Here is an 18444-nt window from a genome sequence, read left to right on the forward strand (position 1 = left end):
TATGGAAACCGTTTATTCCTATTAACCTGCTTTACCAATAGCCAAAGCCCAGATAAAGAAGAGAGCAAATCCGAACAAGAAGATCAAACCTGCAATGGCAAGTCCTTTCAACCAAGTTGGAAGGTCTTTCTTCTCTTTTGTAACAAGAACGTAATTCAAAAGCGCAAAGAAAGGTGTTGTAAGGAATGAACCAATCATGGCGAAACGAAGCATGGTTGCTACTTGACCTTGGAAGAAGAAAATAATGATGAGACCAAGAATAGCTGTCAAGGTCATCCAAATATTCAAAGGTGTTTGATTTTTTTCTTTTTGGTTAAACAAAAGACGAAGAGAAATTTCGTTAACACGTGAGTAACCATCAATTACGGTAATTACAGTACCAAAGATACACAAGAAAGCGATAAAGGTAATCAAATAGCGTGACCACTCACCAAGTACTGATGCGTACATACCAACAAACTGTGCAATATACTTAGCTGATGCTGCTTCTACTGGCTTACCAGTTGGGTACTGGATAAGAGCACCGAGGGCTACAAAGAATACCGCAAGAATAGCTGTTCCGATGTAACCAACGTTAAAGTCAAAGAGGGCATCATCAGTATTGAAATCAACAGTTTTCTTTTTCTCAGCTGACCAAAGTGAGTTAATGGCTGAAATTTCAATTGGTGCTGGCATCCATCCAAGAAGTGAAACGATAAATGGAAGGGCTGCGAGCTGCCATGGTGTTTTTTCAACGAAGTCAGCACTGTACTCTGGGTGTTTGATTGCCGCAATAATAACTGCTGCTACTGTTGCAATAGTCAAAGCTGACATGATCCATTTAGCCATACCATCAAGAAGTTTGTAACCACCAAAGAGTAACATACCCCAGATAATGGCAACCAAAATAATTGACCATGTGGTAATACTCAAACCAAGCATTGGAAAGGCACTAGCAATGATGGCTGAACAAAGAATAGAAACTCCCGCAGTATTAACCAAAGCTGAGAAGACATTCAAAATGAAGAATACCCAAAGATAGAATTTACCTTTCTCAGCATAACCTTCAACGAGGGTTTTACCCGTATCTGCGGTATACTCGGCACCAAAACGGAAGAATGGGTATTTAAAGAGGTTGGCAAGAATAACCAAGCCTAGCAAGGCCCATCCATAAGAACCACCCGCTTGGGTTGATGAAACGATGTGGGAACCACCTACGGCCGCTGAGGCCATTAGGATACCGGGTCCCATTGCTTTTATTTTACTACGCCAGGTAGACTGACTAGATACACTTGTTTCTGACATAAGAAAATCTCCTAAAACAAATTTTCAGAATAATCTGAATTGATGTTTACCATTGTACACAATTGTTGGAATAATTTCAATAGCATTTCACATATTTTCTGAAAAATAGAAAAAAGCCATCCAAACGGATAGCTCTTTTACTATTTAGACAGTCCTGTAAAGAAATCAACGATAGCTTGCCAAATTTGTGCAAAGATATTTTTGCTGTTCTCAACCGCTTTGTTGGCATTAAAGTTTAGGTTGATTCCAGAGAAGGTATTACCAGCTTTCGAAACGATAGAATCTTTAAGTGAACTCAAGGTTGACTTAAAGCTAGCACTGTCAATGATTGAAGACTTAGATAAATTCATAGCAAAATTCACTAGAAGGTTAATTTGCGTATCAGAAAGATCCAAGTTGTAATTATTGATAGTCTGCTGAACAATCGTTTTAGCTTGGTCTTCAGTCAACTTATCCCCTTTATCAGCAACTGCTGACTTAATATCAGTCATAGCTACATTAAGCTTGTCCGCATCATAGTCACTCTTGCCTGAATTTTCCTCATTAATTTGAGAAAGGGTTTTAAGTTCCTCCTGCGCAAGCTCTTTGCTTTCATCTGAAACCTTAGCCCCATTTTGCTCAAGGGAATAGTAAATACCAGCCAAGGCACTTTCTCCAGTAACTGCGATTGGTGCTGCTACGGTAATCTTAGCATGTTCGATACCAAGTGTCGTTGCAGCATTACGGTACATATCTGGAGTGATTTTCGTGATATTTTGCGGTGTCACAATCTCTACACTCAAGGTTTCCTTAGCACCAAGCTTAGCAATCTTAACCGAAGAATATAGCTGAAGACTAGAATCATCTGCAACGTTCATAATATTCGCATATGCAGATGTCGTCAAGGTCTTGACATTAGTATCCTTACTACTGTCATACCCTAACAAATTCAAGGTTTCATTACGTTGCTCTTCCGACAATGAATAACCCATCACATAGTCTGGTTGAACATAAGATTCATCAATAACCTTTTGGACTTGCGATGATGTTGCTGCTTGCGCAACCGAAGTGAAGGCTGTTACTGAAGCCAATAAAGCCATCCCAGTAACAAGAAGTTTTTTCAATTTCATGTGTGTTTCCTTTCGAAAATAGAATATTATTCCATAATCTCCTAAAGGACGACTGGGTACGAGTCCAATCGTGAATTTATTATACCATGACTTAAAAAATTAAGGTCAAAAAAACTACTCGTGCAACTCCAAGGGAAGACCATCTGGATCAGCAAAGAAAGTCATCTTTTCACCGGTAAAAGTGTCCTTGCGAATAGGTTGGCAGGAAATACCCTTCTCTTCTAAACTCTTGACAACCTCTTCAATATTAGTCACTCTGAAAGCTAAATGACGTAAGCCACAGGCCTCAGGATAAGACGGACGTTTAGGGGGCTTCACATAGTTCGGATCACTGGTCTTATTGCCAAAGATTTCAAGTTCTATATCCCCACAACGTAGGTCTAACTTATAATCATGACGTTCTGGACGGTGATTTTCCCGAATAATCTCAAAACCAAGTTTATCGACATAAAAATCTCGAGACAACTCATAATCAGAAACAATAATAGCAACATGGTGCACTGTATTTAAAAACATATTTTCCTCCATAGAAAAAGGCCCTAAGGCCCCTTTCTTAACTTTGAAATTGATTGTATGACTTATTAAAGGCCTCAATAATATCTGAACTTGCCTTGTCAAAATCTACCTGTGATTTCAATTCACCTTTGACGATTGTACGCTGAGTTGCTTCAGCATCCGTACAGGTTACCAAAGTAACTTCAGACTTGCCTGGTGTATCATCAACCACTGCTACTTCAGTTGGTTGAACAACCTTGACCTCACTAATGACATAAGTATAGACTTTATTTTTATCCGTAAGATAAATTTTCATGCCTTCCTTAGCCTTATCTAGTGGTGAAAATAGCATGTCAGATGCACCAGCAATACCAAAGACGTGGTGACTAGCTAGTGAATAGTTATTTTCACCACCCATGACTTGGTCTTCTTTCATAGTTCCTGCACCGTAAGTCAACTCTGTGTTGCCAAGTCCTTTGAAAATAGGAAGATTGATACCCACCTCTGGAATGGCAATGCCACCAACGACTGGAAGTTCTTGAGCATCCATCTGTGCTTGTAAGACAGACTCTGTGCTAATTGATTTAACGGTATCAAAGTCAAAGCTCGTCTTAGCTTCCTTGTTTTTCTCAATAGTCTTTTTAGAAACCTTGCTCACTTGATACTTATTTGTATTCCAAGCAATTACTGTGTTTCGAATAGACTTATTGAAAATCAAGGCTAAACCAACAACCAAGAGAACGACAATCAACACCCAGCGAAGAATATCCAGCCACTTACGGCGTTTTTTTGTTGCTTTATTTTTCTTATCTTTGCTCATTAGTTGTCACCACTTTCTTGGTCTTCGGAAGCTTGTTCTACTTCTTCCGGCTCAACTAAAGCAAAGGTTACAATACGAGCAGAGTCATCCAAACGCATGACCTTAACCCCTTGAGTTGCACGACCAGTTTGAGAGATATTAGCAACGGCAGTACGGATGATAACACCTGTATCTGTGATGACCATGATATCCTCATCACCATACACTGTGACAATACCTGCCAGGTTACCATTCTTCTCTGTGATATTAGCAGTCTTGATACCTTTACCACCACGTCCCTTCGTTGGGTATTCAGTCGCTGAGGTACGCTTACCGTAACCTTTTTCAGTGATAATCAAGACTTCTTGGTCTTCTGTAATAGCAGCTGCACCAACAACTTGGTCACCATCACGAAGAGTTACCCCTTTAACACCGGCAGCCATACGGCTCATGCTTCGAATAGTGTCCTCTTTGAAGCGTACACTGTAACCAAATTTGGTACCAATGACAATTTCTTCATTACCAGTAGTCAAGAAGACATTAATTAGCTCGTCACCTTCTCTAAGTTTCAAGGCAATCAAACCGTTTTGACGAATGTTCTTAAATTCTGCTTCTTTGGTACGTTTAACCAGACCTCGGCGAGTTACAAAGACAAGGTGATTATTTTCAGATGCCTCATCACTCTTAGCGTTAATGACTGTTTGAATAGTCTCACCTTCATCTAACTTCAAGAGATTGACAATAGGTAATCCTTTGGCTGTACGACCATACTCAGGGATTTCATACCCCTTGAGACGGTATACACGCCCCTTATTAGTCATGAAGTAAAGGTGATCATGAGTACTTGTTGAGACAATATCTCGAACAAAGTCATCATCGTTAACACCAGTACCTTGGACACCACGTCCTCCACGTTTTTGTGAACGGAACTCGTCTTGGGCTAAACGTTTAATATACCCCTTATTTGAAAGAGTGATAACAACATCTTCTTCTTCGATGAGATCTTCATCTTCAAGAGAAACGACTTCTCCGACCATAAGTTCTGTACGACGAGCATCTGCGAATTTACGCTTGCTTTCGTCCAATTCTTCCTTGATGATAGCAATGACACGTTCTGGTTTGGCCAAAATATCAGCTAAATCAGCAATCAAGGCAAGGAGATCATTATACTCATTTTGAATCTTATCACGTTCCAAACCTGTCAAACGACGCAAACGCATATCAAGAATAGCTTGACTTTGACGTTCCGTGAGTTCAAAACGAGCCATCAACTCAGCTTGAGCCTCAGCATCAGTTTGACTGTTACGGATAATCGTAATCACTTCATCCAAATGATCAAGAGCAATCAGCAAACCTTCTAAAATGTGGGCACGTGCTTCAGCCTTATCCTTGTCAAACTGTGTACGACGGACCACAACTTCTTGTTGGTGAGCAATATAGTCAGCCAAGATTTGACGCAAAGAAAGAATTTTAGGAACACCCTTTTCAATGGCCAACATGTTGAAGCTAAAATTAGTCTGAAGTTGCGTTAATTTGAACAAATTATTCAAGATAACATTGGCCGAAGCATCACGACGCACTTCGATGACAAAGCGCACCCCTTCACGAGAAGACTCGTCACGGACTGCTGTAATCCCCTCAATACGTTTTTCTTGTGCTAAACGAACGATATGTTCATGAACCTTGGTCTTATTGACCATGTAAGGAAACTCAGTGACAACAATACGCTCACGACCTGATTTAGTTGTTTCAATTTCGGTACGCGAACGAAGGACAATAGAACCCTTACCAGTCTCATAAGCACGGTGAATACCAGATTTCCCCATGACCAAACCTCCAGTTGGGAAGTCGGGTCCAGGAAGGACTTCCATCAGTTCACGTGTTGTGACTTCAGGATTATCCATCATCAATTTGACAGCATCAATCGTTTCAGCCAAATTGTGTGGTGGAATGTTAGTTGCCATACCAACGGCAATCCCTGTCGCACCATTGACAAGAAGGTTGGGAATACGTGACGGAAGAACAATTGGCTCACGTTCTGATCCATCATAGTTATCTTGAAAATCTACAGTATTCTTGTTAAGATCACGTAGCATTTCCAAGGCGATTTTAGACATACGCGCCTCAGTATAACGCTGAGCAGCAGCCCCATCTCCGTCCATAGAACCAAAGTTCCCGTGACCATCAACCAACATGTAACGGTAGCTCCACCATTGTGCCATACGGACCATGGCTTCATAGATAGATGAATCCCCGTGTGGGTGATATTTACCCATGACATCCCCGGTGATACGGGCAGATTTTTTATGCGGCTTATCAGGTGTCACCCCAAGCTCATTCATTCCATAAAGAATACGACGTTGTACAGGTTTTAAACCGTCACGAACATCTGGAAGAGCACGAGACACGATAACACTCATGGCATAATCGATAAAGCTCGTCTTCATCTCAGACGTCAAATTAACGTCAATTAAATTATTATCTTGCACTCTAAAAATGCCTCTTTTCTTTCATTCAAATCATTCCAAACTCTAATAAAAGAGTATAGAAGATTTCTATAATATTATACCATAAAACGCTTTATTTTTCAGTTGTGTAAAACGCTTTCATCCATTATTTACTTAATATTTCGTGACATCCATCACTTAAAGTGGTAGAATAAGCAGTGTATGGGGTAACCCAATTAAAAAAAAGGAGATGTTTAGACCCATGACTGCAACTAAACAACACAAAAAAGTCATCCTCGTTGGTGACGGTGCCGTAGGTTCATCTTACGCTTTCGCACTTGTAAACCAAGGTATCGCTCAAGAACTTGGTATCATCGAAATTCCACAATTGTTCGAAAAAGCTGTTGGTGATGCGCTTGACCTTAGCCACGCGCTTGCTTTCACTTCACCTAAAAAAATCTACGCAGCTAAATACGAAGACTGTGCGGATGCTGACCTTGTAGTTATCACTGCTGGTGCTCCACAAAAACCAGGTGAAACTCGTCTTGATCTTGTTGGTAAAAACCTTGCTATCAACAAATCTATCGTTACTCAAGTTGTTGAATCAGGCTTCAAAGGAATCTTCCTTGTAGCAGCTAACCCAGTTGACGTATTGACTTACTCAACATGGAAATTCTCAGGATTCCCTAAAGAACGCGTTATCGGTTCAGGTACTTCACTTGACTCAGCTCGTTTCCGTCAAGCACTTGCTGAAAAACTTGATGTTGACGCTCGTTCAGTTCACGCCTACATCATGGGTGAACACGGTGACTCAGAATTTGCCGTTTGGTCACACGCTAACATCGCCGGTGTAAACCTTGAAGAATTCCTTAAAGATACTCAAAACGTTCAAGAAGCTGAATTGGTTGAATTGTTCGAAGGTGTTCGTGATGCCGCTTACACAATCATCAACAAAAAAGGTGCTACATACTATGGTATCGCCGTAGCTCTTGCTCGTATCACTAAAGCTATTCTTGACGATGAAAATGCAGTACTTCCATTGTCTGTATTCCAAGAAGGTCAATATGGTGTAAGCAACGTCTTTATCGGTCAACCTGCTATCGTAGGTGCACACGGTATCGTACGTCCAGTGAACATCCCATTGAACGATGCTGAACAACAAAAAATGAAAGCTTCTGCTGATGAATTGCAAGCTATCATTGATGAAGCATGGAAAAACCCTGAATTCCAAGAAGCTTCAAAAAACTAATTTGACATTAGTTAAATAAAAGTCTCCAGTAGGAGGCTTTTTCGTATTCAAAAAGAAAAAAAACAGCTAATTCAGTTGAATTAGCTGTTTAAGTTTATTTAGCTGAGATAGCTGCTTTAGCAATATAGCTAAGCGGTTGGTTAAAGTGTGGCAAGAAGAACAAATCAAGCAATTGAAGACGGTCGATAGTTACACCTTCTTGGATAGCCAATGAGAACATGTGGATTCCCATAGAGATGTCCATACGTGATACCATTTGAGCACCAAGAACTTTGCGTGTATCTTTGTCATAAACGATCTTGATTGTAACGTCTTCATTTTCATCTTCCATGAAGGCAGCTTTTTGAAGATCTGTTGATTCTACTACTGCTGGATTGAAACCAAAGCGTTTTGCTTTTTCTTCTGTCAAACCAGTAGATACCATGTTCAAACCATAGATTGAGATACCATTTGATCCTTGAACACCGTTTGATTCAACATCGCCACCACCGGCATTATGACCACCGACAATACCTGAGCGAACAGCGTTTGAAGCCAAGGCAATGTAGTTGACATCTTCAAGGGCATTGTCATAAACGGTAGCACAGTCACCAACTGCATAAACATCTTTGATTGATGTTTCTTGTTTCTTATTAACAAGATAAGCCCCATTACGGAATGTTTCCAATTTACCAGCACCAAGAGCTGTGTTAGGACGGAAACCTACTGCAAGGACAACCATGTCGACATCGTAAGCATTTTTATCAGTGACGATACGTTCAACTTTAGTATCACCTTCAACTGCCTTAACAGTTTCACCAAATGCCAATTTAATACCGTGGCTTTCCATATTTTTAGCCATAAGTTCAGTCAAGTCATGGTCGTAATAACCTGCCAAACATGTATCAACAACGTCGATAAGGATAACTTCTTTACCGTGACGTTGGAAAGCTTCAGCTAATTCAACACCAATGTAACCAGCACCTACAACCGCTACACGTTTGATATCTTGAGATTTGTCGTTCAACTTATCGATAACTTCTTGAGCGTTTTGGAAAAGTTTAACGAATTGAAGGTTTTCAAGTGTAGCTTCGAAAGTACGGCTACCTTCTTTAATTTCAGCACCTTCGATTGGAGGCAAGATTGGTTGAGACCCAGTAGCCAAAATCAATTTGTCATATGATTCAACGTGCTCTTTGCCATCTACAAGGGCCGTAACAGTTTTACCATCAAAGTCAATAGACTCAACTGGTGAGTTCATATAAACTTTAGCACCCTTGCTTTCAAGTCCTTCTTTGTTGGCATAGAAAAGACCATCAGAACCAGAAATTTGATTACCGATCCAAAGAGCCATACCACAACCCAAGAATGAAATGTTAGAGTTTTGGTCGAAAACAACTACTTCATTTTGGTCTCCGTAATTATCGAGAATAGTATTAATACTAAAAGTACCAGCGTGGTTAGCACCAACAACTACGATTTTTGACATAAGTTTATCCAACTTTCTTTTGATAATAGTTTACTATTTTATTCTACCATAATCAGAAAACGGTTACACCTTTTATGCTCAGACTTTGTTACTTTTTGAACAAATTAAGTTTCTATGCTCAAAACCCATGTAGAACATGTCAAAATAGGTAGAAAATCGCTTTATGATGACGGTTACCTTTCTTAACACCATCACTGTCTTACCAAATCCCAGAAAGTTACTTTGCTTTAAAATATAAAAAAAGAGTGAATAACTTTCTCTTTAGAGAATGTCAACACTCTTTTATCTCTAGACTAACTCATTAAAATCCCAAACGTCTGTCCAACCTTCATAAAATTCTGGTTCGTGACATACCATAAGGATACTACCCTTGAAGGCCTGAAGGGCACGCTTCAATTCGTCCTTGGCGTCAACATCCAAGTGGTTGGTTGGTTCGTCCAGAACAAGGACATTATTTTCACGATTCATAAGGAGACAAAAACGAACTTTAGCCTGCTCTCCTCCTGACAAGACCTGAATTTGACTTTCAATATGTTTAGATGTTAAACCACATTTGGCTAAGGCTGCACGAACCTCAGCTTGATTTAGAGCTGGGAAAGCATCCCAAACTGCTTCAAGTGGTGTCTGACGTGAGCCTTCTGCCTCTTGCTCAAAATAACCTAGGTCAATAAAATCACCCGTTTCAACTTCTCCTTCAAGAGGTTGAATAATCCCAAGTAAACTCTTCAGCAAAGTGGTCTTACCAATACCATTGGCACCAACGATAGCTACCTTTTGATTACGTTCGAAAGTGAGATTCAAAGGCGACTTAGTCAAAGGACGATCGTAACCAATAACGAGATCTTTGGTTTGGAAAATAAAACGTCCAGGCGTACGGCTTTCCTTGAAATGGAATTCAGGTTTTGGTTTTTCCGCTTGCAACTCGATAATTTCCATCTTATCCAATTTCTTCTGACGAGACATGGCCATATTTCGAGTAGCAACACGCGCTTTATTACGGTTCACAAAATCTTGAAGGTCCGCAATTTCCTTTTGCTGACGTTCATAGGCAGCTTCTAATTGTGCTTTTTTCATAGCATAGACAGATTGGAAATTGTCATAATCACCTGCATAGCGAACCAAATCTTGATTTTCAACATGGTAGACAATATTAATCACATCGTTTAAGAATGGAATATCATGCGAAATAAGAACAAAAGCATTCTCATACTCTTGGAGATAGCGTTTAAGCCAGGCGATATGTTCAGCATCCAAATAGTTTGTTGGCTCATCAAGGAGCAAGATATCTGGTTTTTCAAGCAATAATTTAGCCAAGAGAATCTTGGTACGTTGACCACCTGAAAGATCCGTTACATCTGTATCCATACCAAAATCCATAACACCCAAGGCACGAGCAACCTCATCAATCTTAGCATCTAGGGTATAGAAATCACGAGTCTCCAATCGATCCTGAAGCTCACCTACTTCTTCCATCAGAGCATCAACATCAGCACCCTCATCAGCCATAGACATGTAAATCTCATTGATTCGCTCCTCAGTCTTAAAAAGCTCATCGAAAGCCGTCCGAAGGACATCACGTACGGTCATTCCCTTTTCAAGAACAGCATGCTGATCCAAATAACCCGCTGTCACATACTTAGACCATTCCACCTTACCTTCATCAGGTTGCAATTTTCCAGTAACGATAGACATAAAGGTTGATTTTCCTTCACCGTTAGCACCAACAAGACCGATATGCTCACCTTTGAGCAATCGGAATGAAACATTTTCAAAAATGGCACGGTCACCAAATCCGTGGCTAAGATTTTTGACTTCTAAAATAGACATAGCAAATCTGGGCTAAAACAGTCTTTAGCCCTTTCCTTTCTTGACATTAACTTAACTATTTTACCATTTTTTAGTGCAAAATTGGACCTCTGCTTATGGAAAATCGAAAAGAAAAAGCAGGACCAACCTGCTGAATCTTTAGTTTCTCCGTAAAATGCGTTTAAACACAGGATATAAAAGAGGAACCGCAATGATTGTAACAACTGATGTCCCAAAAGTCCCACCAATCTTAACCACTGAAGCCAACATTGCAGCTTTTAAAGGTAGAGATGCGACGACAGTGTTTATAATTGTATATTTGACAAAGTTAAGAATGATTTTCGTCACTGCAGCTATCACTCCAGCGATAATGATGTAAACCATTTTATCATTTGATTTTAGGAGCTTTTCAAAAACAAGATAGAGCACCAGACAGACAATCAAGGATTCTAAAATGGTAATCCAAACCTCAGCAGCATATCCATTAAAAATATCAAATAGTCCTAATCCTACTGTTGCTACAAGAGCACCTTTTTTTGAACCAAAAATCAAAACAGCAATCACAACTAGGGCATTTCCCAAATGGACAAATTGTGGTCCAAAAGGAATCCGAATAAACTGTACACTAACAATAATTAAGGCTGCATACAAACTCAATTCAACTAATTCACGAGTTTTATCATTTTTCATTTTTCTCCTCCAATAGCTCATTAATGCCATTAAATAAATAACCGATATAGGGCTCATAACAGAGACCATATTTTAAAGGTCGACCACTAGAAAGTGTAAATGATAGGACTTTATCCAGGATATCCAAAGCCAAATCACAAACCTTTAGAAAATTAAGGTTATGAAAGTAGCCAGCTGATAAAATTGCCGTAAGTAAGTCCCCGCTCCCATAAAAATGTGAATGATATCGTTTCCTCATTCGATAAATTACTTGATTGGCCTCCTTATCAAAATAAGCCAATCCGATTTTTTCAGTTTCAAATGAAATACCTGTTAAAATAACTTTTCTAGGTCCAAGCTTGGTCAACTCTCTCAGAAGCTTTTCAATAGTGGCCTCATCATAGGAACCTTCTTCAAGATAGGGAGTATCCGTCAAAAAGGCAGCTTCTGTCAGATTAGGAATGATGACATCTGCTTGTTGACAGAAAGCTTTCATGGCTTCTACATAGTTGCTATCAAAACCTTGATAGAGACTACCATTGTCACCCATAATAGGGTCAACAAATAGAGCTATCTGTTTATCGCGAGCCAATTGACCTACACATTTTAGTGCTTCTTCTGACTTAAAATAACCACTCACAAGGCCATCTACTATAAAATCCAGGTGCTCCCACTGCTTACAAAATCCCTTTAGGTCATCCGTAAGATCCCGTACATAGATATTTTCAAACTCTCCTGTATGCGAAGATAAAAGAACTGTTGGTAAAGGAAGGACTTCAGTTTGACAAGCTGACATGATAGGGAGGCTACTAGTTAAAGCAACCTTACCTAGACCAACCAGGTCATTGGCAACAATTACTTTGGTCATCTATTTTCCTTCCCAGGTCTTTTTAAACTGTTTAACAAAACCTGTGTGGAAATAAATGTAGTAGGCCACTCCTAAACCAAGAATAGCAGCTACAATGTCAAAAGGAATCTTCATAATAGCATAGGCAGGCGTACCGTAGATAAAGGCTCTTCCTAAGCCATATCCTACTAAGTCAATAATAGCCCCAATCAAGAGACCTAAAGCTGCCCTAGACTTGCTCAATTTTCCTAAGCGTCCTCCAACAATGAGTGCAATAGCGAGAACTTGAAGGCTATGTGTTACTAGAGTTACCCACATAGGAAGAGGGTAAAAAAGAAAATCTCCAATAAAGGAACCTACTCCGGCAATAATAACTGCTTCTGTAGGTGGGAAAATTAAACCAACTAGGAAAATAATAATCCCGTTAAAATAGAAATGACCTCCTGGCACAGGAATGGATAAGAGACTCGAGCTCAAAATAATGACAAGTGCCATGAAAAATGCAGAAATGGTTAAACGTTTTGCTGACATAGCTAAAACTCCTTAGTCAATAAATATAGTATAAGTTTATGAAAATTCTGACGATTAAACAAGATAGTATTTTCATTACTGTCTGGGTACAGATTTAAGTCAATAAAAAAACACCACACATTCATGTGGTGATAAGACTTATTGAGCTTTTTTATCAAAGTATTTGACAGGTGCCTTTTCAAGATTTTGTAGTGAAAGCTTGGCAGTCGCGTTTGCCTCAGTACCATAATCAGAAAAATCAATGCTAAGATCATGATCAAAATCAGCAACGGCATAGTCAACAACGATTTCTTTAACTTCCTTAGGAGCAATCTTGGTCTTATTTGCAATCTTATCTCGGTCATCATCTTTAGAAAAGACCAATGTAGCAACCTTCAATTCTTCCTTCTCTTGTTTCACATCAAGGACCACCTTCATCAAAAGAGTGTAGGCATTCATTGTTTCTTTACTTGAGTTGCTAAGTTTATAGTGAACACGAACAGCTTTTTGACCTTCTGGTGATTCGATTTTAGTTGCAGAAAGAACTTGTACACTAGCATCTTGTCCTGTAAATAGCATTTTGTTTTTATCGTAGGTCCAAGTAGGCTCTTTCTCTGGTGTGCAAGCTGACAAACCGATAATGGTTAAGCATGCAAGAGCCAGAAGTCCTAAGATTTTCTTAAAAGTCATTCTTACAATCTCCTTAAACTTGTTTGGGATGGAAATTTAGTATTTCCTAATAACCTTTTTATTATGTCAAAATCTAATAATCTTGTCAAATGTCTCCAGACATCTTGCTCTCAGAGGACAAGTAGGGTACAATAAGGAAAAATCTGTAAGGGGTCAGTTATGAGTATTTATCAAGATATTGTCGAGACCATCATCAAAGATATCCAAAATGGGACTTTGAAAAAAGGGAGTAAGCTCCCCTCTATTCGTCAACTAAGCCAGACTCATGGCTGTAGTAAGGATACCGCCCAAAGAGCACTCTTGGAACTAAAGTATCAAAACTATATTTATGCCGTACCCAAAAGTGGCTATTACGTCCTAGAAGGTCGTAATGAAGTTGATAATAAGGTGCTTCTTAACCTTAACGATTACAATCAATTGGCCTACGAGGATTTTAAGCTGTGTTTAGATGAAAGTTTGGCAGGTCATCAAGACTATCTCTTCAACTATTATCATGAACAAGCCGGACTCAAAGATTTGCTTGAAGCCTTAAAGAGTCGATTAATAGCTGACGATATTTATGTCAATTCGGATCAGATTGTCATAACCTCAGGAAGCCAACAGGCCCTCTACATCCTTTCACAGATGGATTTTGGTAATGGGGGCTACAAAATTCTCTTAGAACAACCTACCTATCATCGCATGAACCAGCTCGTCAACCGTCAGAATCTAGCTTACGAGACGATTAACCGTGGTTTTGATGGTTTAGATTTTGACCGCTTGGAAGAGTACTTTACATCTGGACAGATTAAGTTCTTCTATACCATCAGTCGTTACTCCAACCCTCTTGGATTAAGCTATTCTGCCAGTGAAAAAGAAAAGCTAGCCCAACTTGCCAATCAGTACAATGTTTATATCGTCGAGGATGACTATATGGGAGACTTTAGCGATAGTAAAAATCTCCCGATTCACTACTATGACACCAAAAATCAGACCATCTACATCAAATCCTTTTCCATGGCTCTTTTTCCAGGTTTACGTCTAGGTAGCCTTGTCTTACCTCCTAATCTTAAGCCTACCTTTTTGAGCCACAAGGGACTTATTGACTATGATACCAATCTCATTATGCAAAAAGCACTTTCCGTTTATCTCGCAAATGGCATGTTCCAAAAAAACATTAAGAAGCTGGGTGACCTCTTTCAACAAAATATGGCTAAAAGTCAAGCAATCATTGAGAAATCTAAGGTTAGCATTCCTTATCAGATTTCTCCTAGACATGTGACTTGGCAACTTCCTAAGGAGTTTTCACTTGAAAAATTCAAAGCCCACAAGCAGATTCGCTTTTTAGAATCCTCCTTTATTAGACCAACTTCTGAAACTTATCTGCAGATAGGTCATGGACAGGAACTGGAATCCTTTATAAAACTTTTAAAAAAGACAAAGTGACAATCAGACACAAAAAAAGCCATCGCTTGATGGCTTTTCTTATTTAGTCTGCTCAAAGCGTAGGTGTACAATGACCTTGTCACCATAACCGTTACGCTCCAAATCTCGTTGCAAACGGTATGAAATATAATGCTCGGCAATATTGATAAAGCCTGCTTCCATGAGACGATTTTCAACCAATGACTGAATCATGTTAATGGTTGGGCGTTCCACCTGAGCATCTTGAAGATCAAGCACTACTTTTTTCGTCACTTGAGCAAGATTTTGGCGCCAAGTATCATCAAGAACATACACAGTCTGTGCTGCTTTTAAGATGGCTTGGTAAATTTTATCAGGATCAAATTCAGCAACTTGACCATTACGTTTAATAATTTGCATGGCTACCCTCTTTTCATGGCTTTTTCTTTTATTATGCAGAGAATTTACATATTTGTCAAGTGCAAATCCCTGAAAGAGCTATCCAAACCGCTTATTCCCAGAATTTAGAAATGTAAACTGGTTTGCCATGTTTATCAAAGGAAAGTGTTGCCGTGTAGGACTCTGCCTCATGATGGCGCATATAATTAGCGATTCTCTTATCACCGTTTATCAGGTGAATGTCATAAATCTGCCCGTCAGAGCTTACAAAGTGAGCATTAATCCTAGCACTATTCGTTTTTGTCCCAACATGACTAATATCTATTTTTTCCACTTGACCATCAATGGTTTTAGCTATAGGACCTCTATAGTCTTTGTAAATAGTGACGGTAGCCAAAACATCATCAACTAAAACATAGGTCATTCCGAAAACGAACAGATAAACTATTGGGATGACAATGAAAGATAATTTACTTTTGCGGAACGTTTCTTTATGCCAAGCCCAAATATCCCGAGGTGACATGGTTAAAAATTTTTTAAAATATTGATGAACGAATAACCTGTAGACTAATAATACAAATATTACTTGCCCCAAGGGATAAGCAAAACTGGGTAAACCATCAATCAGAACATTAACTTTATCAGATTCAAAAGTGTAATGTCCTAATACCCCATCAAAAAACTCTAAAAACAAATTAACTCCTTTTTGTAATATAGTCTAGTCACTTAAAAATCCATCTTCTCAGATGGATTTTTTAACTATTAACGAACCTCTGCTTCGACTTTCTCAGTAAGAGCTTTGGTGATTTTTTCCATGTATTTAGCAACTTCTTCGTCTGTGAGGTTATCATTTGGATTTTGGAAGGTAAGGCTATAAGCCATTGATTTCATTCCAGCACCAAGTTTTTCACCTGCGTAAACGTCGAAGAGTTTAACGGCAACCAAGCGTTTCACTCCTGCAGAATAGATAGCATCAAGAACTTCTTGATGAGTGATTTCTGCCTTGAGAAGAAGGGCGATATCACGTGATACTGCAGGGAATTTTGTGATTTCAACAAATGGTTGAGCCGGTTGCAAGGCTGCTTCTACAGTACTAAGGTTAATTTCAGCCACATAAGTTTCTGGAATACCGTAGTTTTTAGCAGTTTGTGGGTGAACTTGACCAAGGAATCCAATCGTTTGACCATCAAGGACAATAGCAGCTGTACGACCTGGGTGCATGCTTGCTAGGTCTTTTGTCGGTACATAGTCAACTGAAACCTCAAGTTTATCAAAGAGAGCTTCAACGATACCTTTAGCATAGAAGAAATCAACTGGTGTTGCTTTAGTTTGGAAATCTTTTTCAGCTACAAGACCAGAAATAGCGAAGGCAAAGGTATTGATTTCATTTGGCAATTCCTCTTTTGGATTGCCATTTTGTTCAAAGACCTTACCGATTTCGTAAATAGCAACGTTACTATTCTTACGGTTAACATTGTAAGCAACAGTATCAAGCATACCAGAGACCATGTTCTGACGGAGGGCTGAACGGTCAACAGTCATTGGCCACATCAACTCAGTCAAGTTAGTAGGTGTCACAGCAAATTCAACAGCTTTTTCAGGTGTAGTCAAAGCATATGAGATGATTTCCGTCAATCCAGCACCTTCAGCAATGGTACGAACCTTACGACGAAGCGCTTGTGTTTCAGTCAACTCACCAGCTGTTCCTGCTGCCTCTGGAAGTGTCGTAGGCAATTTTTCATAGCCGTAGATACGTGCAATTTCTTCAACCAAGTCTGCTTGGATACTGATATCCCAACGACGACGTGGTACAGATACAGTGAATTTATCAGCATCACCAGTCAATCCAAAACCAAGTTTCGCAAACACATCTTCAATATCCGCAAAAGTCAATTCTGTACCAAGGCGAACATTCACGTAGTCAAGGCTTGTAGAAACTTGAACTGGCTCTGTATCAACTGACCCCGCTTGAACACGGCCTGCAAGAACCGTTCCATTTGCCAATTCTTGCAACATAGCTGCAGCAAAATCAAGGGCTTCAAGGACAGTATCATTATTGATACCTTTTTCAAAACGTGATGATGATTCTGAACGAAGGTTGAGACGGCTACTTGTCTTACGAACTGATTTTCCATCAAAAACAGCAGCTTCGAGAACGACATTTTTAGAATTGTTGTCAATTTCAGTTGAAGCGCCACCCATAACACCTGCGAGGGCAACTGGTTTGTCAGCAACTGTAATAACAATATCTTCAGCAGTCAATTCACGTTCTTCACCATCGAGAGTGACTAATTTTTCACCATCACGGGCATCACGGGCAACGATACGTGAATCTTCAAATTTATCCAAATCGAAGGCATGCATTGGTTGTCCAAAGTAAAGAAGAACATAGTTTGTCACGTCAACCACGTTGTTGATTGGACGGATACCAGCATTCATAAGAAGGTTTTGCAACCATTGTGGACTTGGTTGAACAGTAACATTCTCAACCACACGACTAGCATAAGTAGCCACTTTATCACTTTCGATGGCTACTGAAATCTTATCAGAAGCTGGTTTACTGTCTTCAGTAACCGTTTTTTCTGGGAAGTGAACAGATTTTCCATAGATTGCAGCGACTTCATGTGCCACACCACGCATAGAAAGAGCATCCGCACGGTTAGGTGTGATTGACAATTCGATGATTTCATCATCAAGGTCAAGATATGGGAAGATGCTATCTCCAGGTACGGCATCTTCTGGCAAAATTTGGATACCATCTGCAAATTCCTTAGGAATAATGCTATCTGGAAGTCCAAGTTCTGCCAAAGAACAGATCATACCGAGAGATTCCATGCCTCGAATCTTCCCTTTTTTAATTTTGTAATTGTCCGCAATGCGTGCACCAGGAATGGCAACAATTACCTTGATTCCAGCAGTGACATTTGGAGCTCCACAAACAATTTGACGTGGACCTTCAGCATCTCCTGTATCTACTTGACACAAGTGCAAGTGTGTTTCAGGCACATCTTCACATGACAAGACATGACCAACAACCAATTTAGACAAGCCTTCAGCAGGTGTTTCAACACCCTCCACTTCAATACCTGTCGTCGACATTTTTTCAGCGAGTTCAGCAGTGGTAACATCCACATCAACCAACTCTTTTAACCATTTATAACTAACTAGCATAATAATGATACCAAGCCCGTTAATAGCTCTCAGCAAAAATAGGAAAGGCAACGTTGGTGCATCAGCACCTAGGAGCCTTTATCTTTTTTGCCCAGAGCTTAGGGCGGGTTCAAATCCT

16 protein-coding genes are annotated in these 18444 nt (G+C 39.6%); 2 read left to right on the forward strand and 14 right to left on the reverse strand.

The features are described from left to right. Nucleotides 1–21: 21 nt before the first annotated feature. From HMPREF2607_RS03240 to gyrA, 5 genes are all read right to left on the reverse strand, one after another. Nucleotides 22–1284, reverse strand: a complete 1263-nt coding sequence (locus tag HMPREF2607_RS03240; protein ID WP_059749189.1) for an NRAMP family divalent metal transporter — start codon at nucleotides 1282–1284, stop codon at nucleotides 22–24. A 140-nt stretch (nucleotides 1285–1424) separates the two neighbouring features. Then, complete coding sequence (locus HMPREF2607_RS03245; RefSeq protein WP_013990439.1) at nucleotides 1425–2393, reverse strand: DUF1002 domain-containing protein; 969 nt, start codon at nucleotides 2391–2393, stop codon at nucleotides 1425–1427. A gap of 114 nt (nucleotides 2394–2507) precedes the next feature. Further along, nucleotides 2508–2909 (reverse strand): SMU1112c/YaeR family gloxylase I-like metalloprotein, encoded by a 402-nt coding sequence (locus HMPREF2607_RS03250; RefSeq protein WP_021144008.1) that lies wholly within the window; start codon nucleotides 2907–2909, stop codon nucleotides 2508–2510. Between the two features lie 37 nt (nucleotides 2910–2946). Further along, nucleotides 2947–3708, reverse strand: a complete 762-nt coding sequence (locus HMPREF2607_RS03255) for a class A sortase (RefSeq protein WP_004182361.1) — start codon at nucleotides 3706–3708, stop codon at nucleotides 2947–2949. Further along, nucleotides 3708–6176: a DNA gyrase subunit A gene (gyrA, locus tag HMPREF2607_RS03260; RefSeq protein WP_070475813.1), complete on the reverse strand. Its 2469-nt coding sequence runs from the start codon at nucleotides 6174–6176 to the stop codon at nucleotides 3708–3710. Before gyrA ends, HMPREF2607_RS03255 begins: the two co-directional genes overlap by 1 nt. Nucleotides 6177–6396: 220 nt before the next feature. On the opposite strand from gyrA, the gene HMPREF2607_RS03265 reads away from it, so the two are divergent. Then, nucleotides 6397–7383, forward strand: coding sequence for an L-lactate dehydrogenase (locus HMPREF2607_RS03265; protein WP_004182359.1), 987 nt, complete (start codon nucleotides 6397–6399; stop codon nucleotides 7381–7383). A gap of 94 nt (nucleotides 7384–7477) precedes the next feature. Here the strand turns inward: HMPREF2607_RS03265 and nox are convergent, their stop codons facing one another. From nox to HMPREF2607_RS03295, 6 genes are all read right to left on the reverse strand, one after another. Then, nucleotides 7478–8851, reverse strand: a complete 1374-nt coding sequence (gene nox, locus HMPREF2607_RS03270; protein WP_004182358.1) for a H2O-forming NADH oxidase — start codon at nucleotides 8849–8851, stop codon at nucleotides 7478–7480. A gap of 288 nt (nucleotides 8852–9139) precedes the next feature. Continuing rightward, a complete protein-coding gene (locus HMPREF2607_RS03275) occupies nucleotides 9140–10678 on the reverse strand; it encodes an ABC-F family ATP-binding cassette domain-containing protein (RefSeq protein ID WP_070475816.1) in 1539 nt (512 codons plus the stop codon). 138 nt (nucleotides 10679–10816) lie between these two features. Continuing rightward, entirely contained in the window at nucleotides 10817–11347 is a 531-nt protein-coding gene (locus tag HMPREF2607_RS03280; RefSeq protein WP_070475819.1) for an ECF transporter S component, read from the reverse strand. Further along, entirely contained in the window at nucleotides 11337–12194 is an 858-nt protein-coding gene (locus tag HMPREF2607_RS03285; protein ID WP_070475821.1) for a pyridoxamine kinase, read from the reverse strand. The genes HMPREF2607_RS03280 and HMPREF2607_RS03285 overlap by 11 nt, the downstream gene beginning before the upstream one ends. Next, complete coding sequence (locus tag HMPREF2607_RS03290) at nucleotides 12195–12704, reverse strand: ECF transporter S component (protein WP_002891181.1); 510 nt, start codon at nucleotides 12702–12704, stop codon at nucleotides 12195–12197. A 138-nt stretch (nucleotides 12705–12842) separates the two neighbouring features. Then, complete coding sequence (locus HMPREF2607_RS03295) at nucleotides 12843–13373, reverse strand: DUF5067 domain-containing protein (protein WP_002891182.1); 531 nt, start codon at nucleotides 13371–13373, stop codon at nucleotides 12843–12845. Nucleotides 13374–13532: 159 nt separating this feature from the next. Here HMPREF2607_RS03295 and HMPREF2607_RS03300 point away from each other — a divergent pair, with 159 nt between their 5' ends. Further along, nucleotides 13533–14798: an aminotransferase-like domain-containing protein gene (locus tag HMPREF2607_RS03300; RefSeq protein WP_070475824.1), complete on the forward strand. Its 1266-nt coding sequence runs from the start codon at nucleotides 13533–13535 to the stop codon at nucleotides 14796–14798. 39 nt (nucleotides 14799–14837) lie between these two features. On the opposite strand, the gene HMPREF2607_RS03305 is transcribed toward HMPREF2607_RS03300, so the two are convergent. The 3 genes from HMPREF2607_RS03305 to pheT all read right to left on the reverse strand — a co-directional run bounded on the left by HMPREF2607_RS03305 (nucleotide 14838) and on the right by pheT (nucleotide 18326). Then, nucleotides 14838–15176: an ATP cone domain-containing protein gene (locus HMPREF2607_RS03305; RefSeq protein WP_002891184.1), complete on the reverse strand. Its 339-nt coding sequence runs from the start codon at nucleotides 15174–15176 to the stop codon at nucleotides 14838–14840. 91 nt (nucleotides 15177–15267) lie between these two features. After that, on the reverse strand, nucleotides 15268–15849 hold the full coding sequence (locus HMPREF2607_RS03310; protein ID WP_070475827.1) for a hypothetical protein: 582 nt from the start codon (nucleotides 15847–15849) through the stop codon (nucleotides 15268–15270). A gap of 68 nt (nucleotides 15850–15917) precedes the next feature. Next, nucleotides 15918–18326, reverse strand: a complete 2409-nt coding sequence (pheT, locus tag HMPREF2607_RS03315) for a phenylalanine--tRNA ligase subunit beta (RefSeq protein ID WP_070475856.1) — start codon at nucleotides 18324–18326, stop codon at nucleotides 15918–15920. Nucleotides 18327–18444 lie beyond the last annotated feature (118 nt).

The organism is Streptococcus sp. HMSC078H03, assembly GCF_001808655.1.
GTDB classification, from domain to species: Bacteria; Bacillota; Bacilli; order Lactobacillales; family Streptococcaceae; genus Streptococcus; species Streptococcus salivarius_G.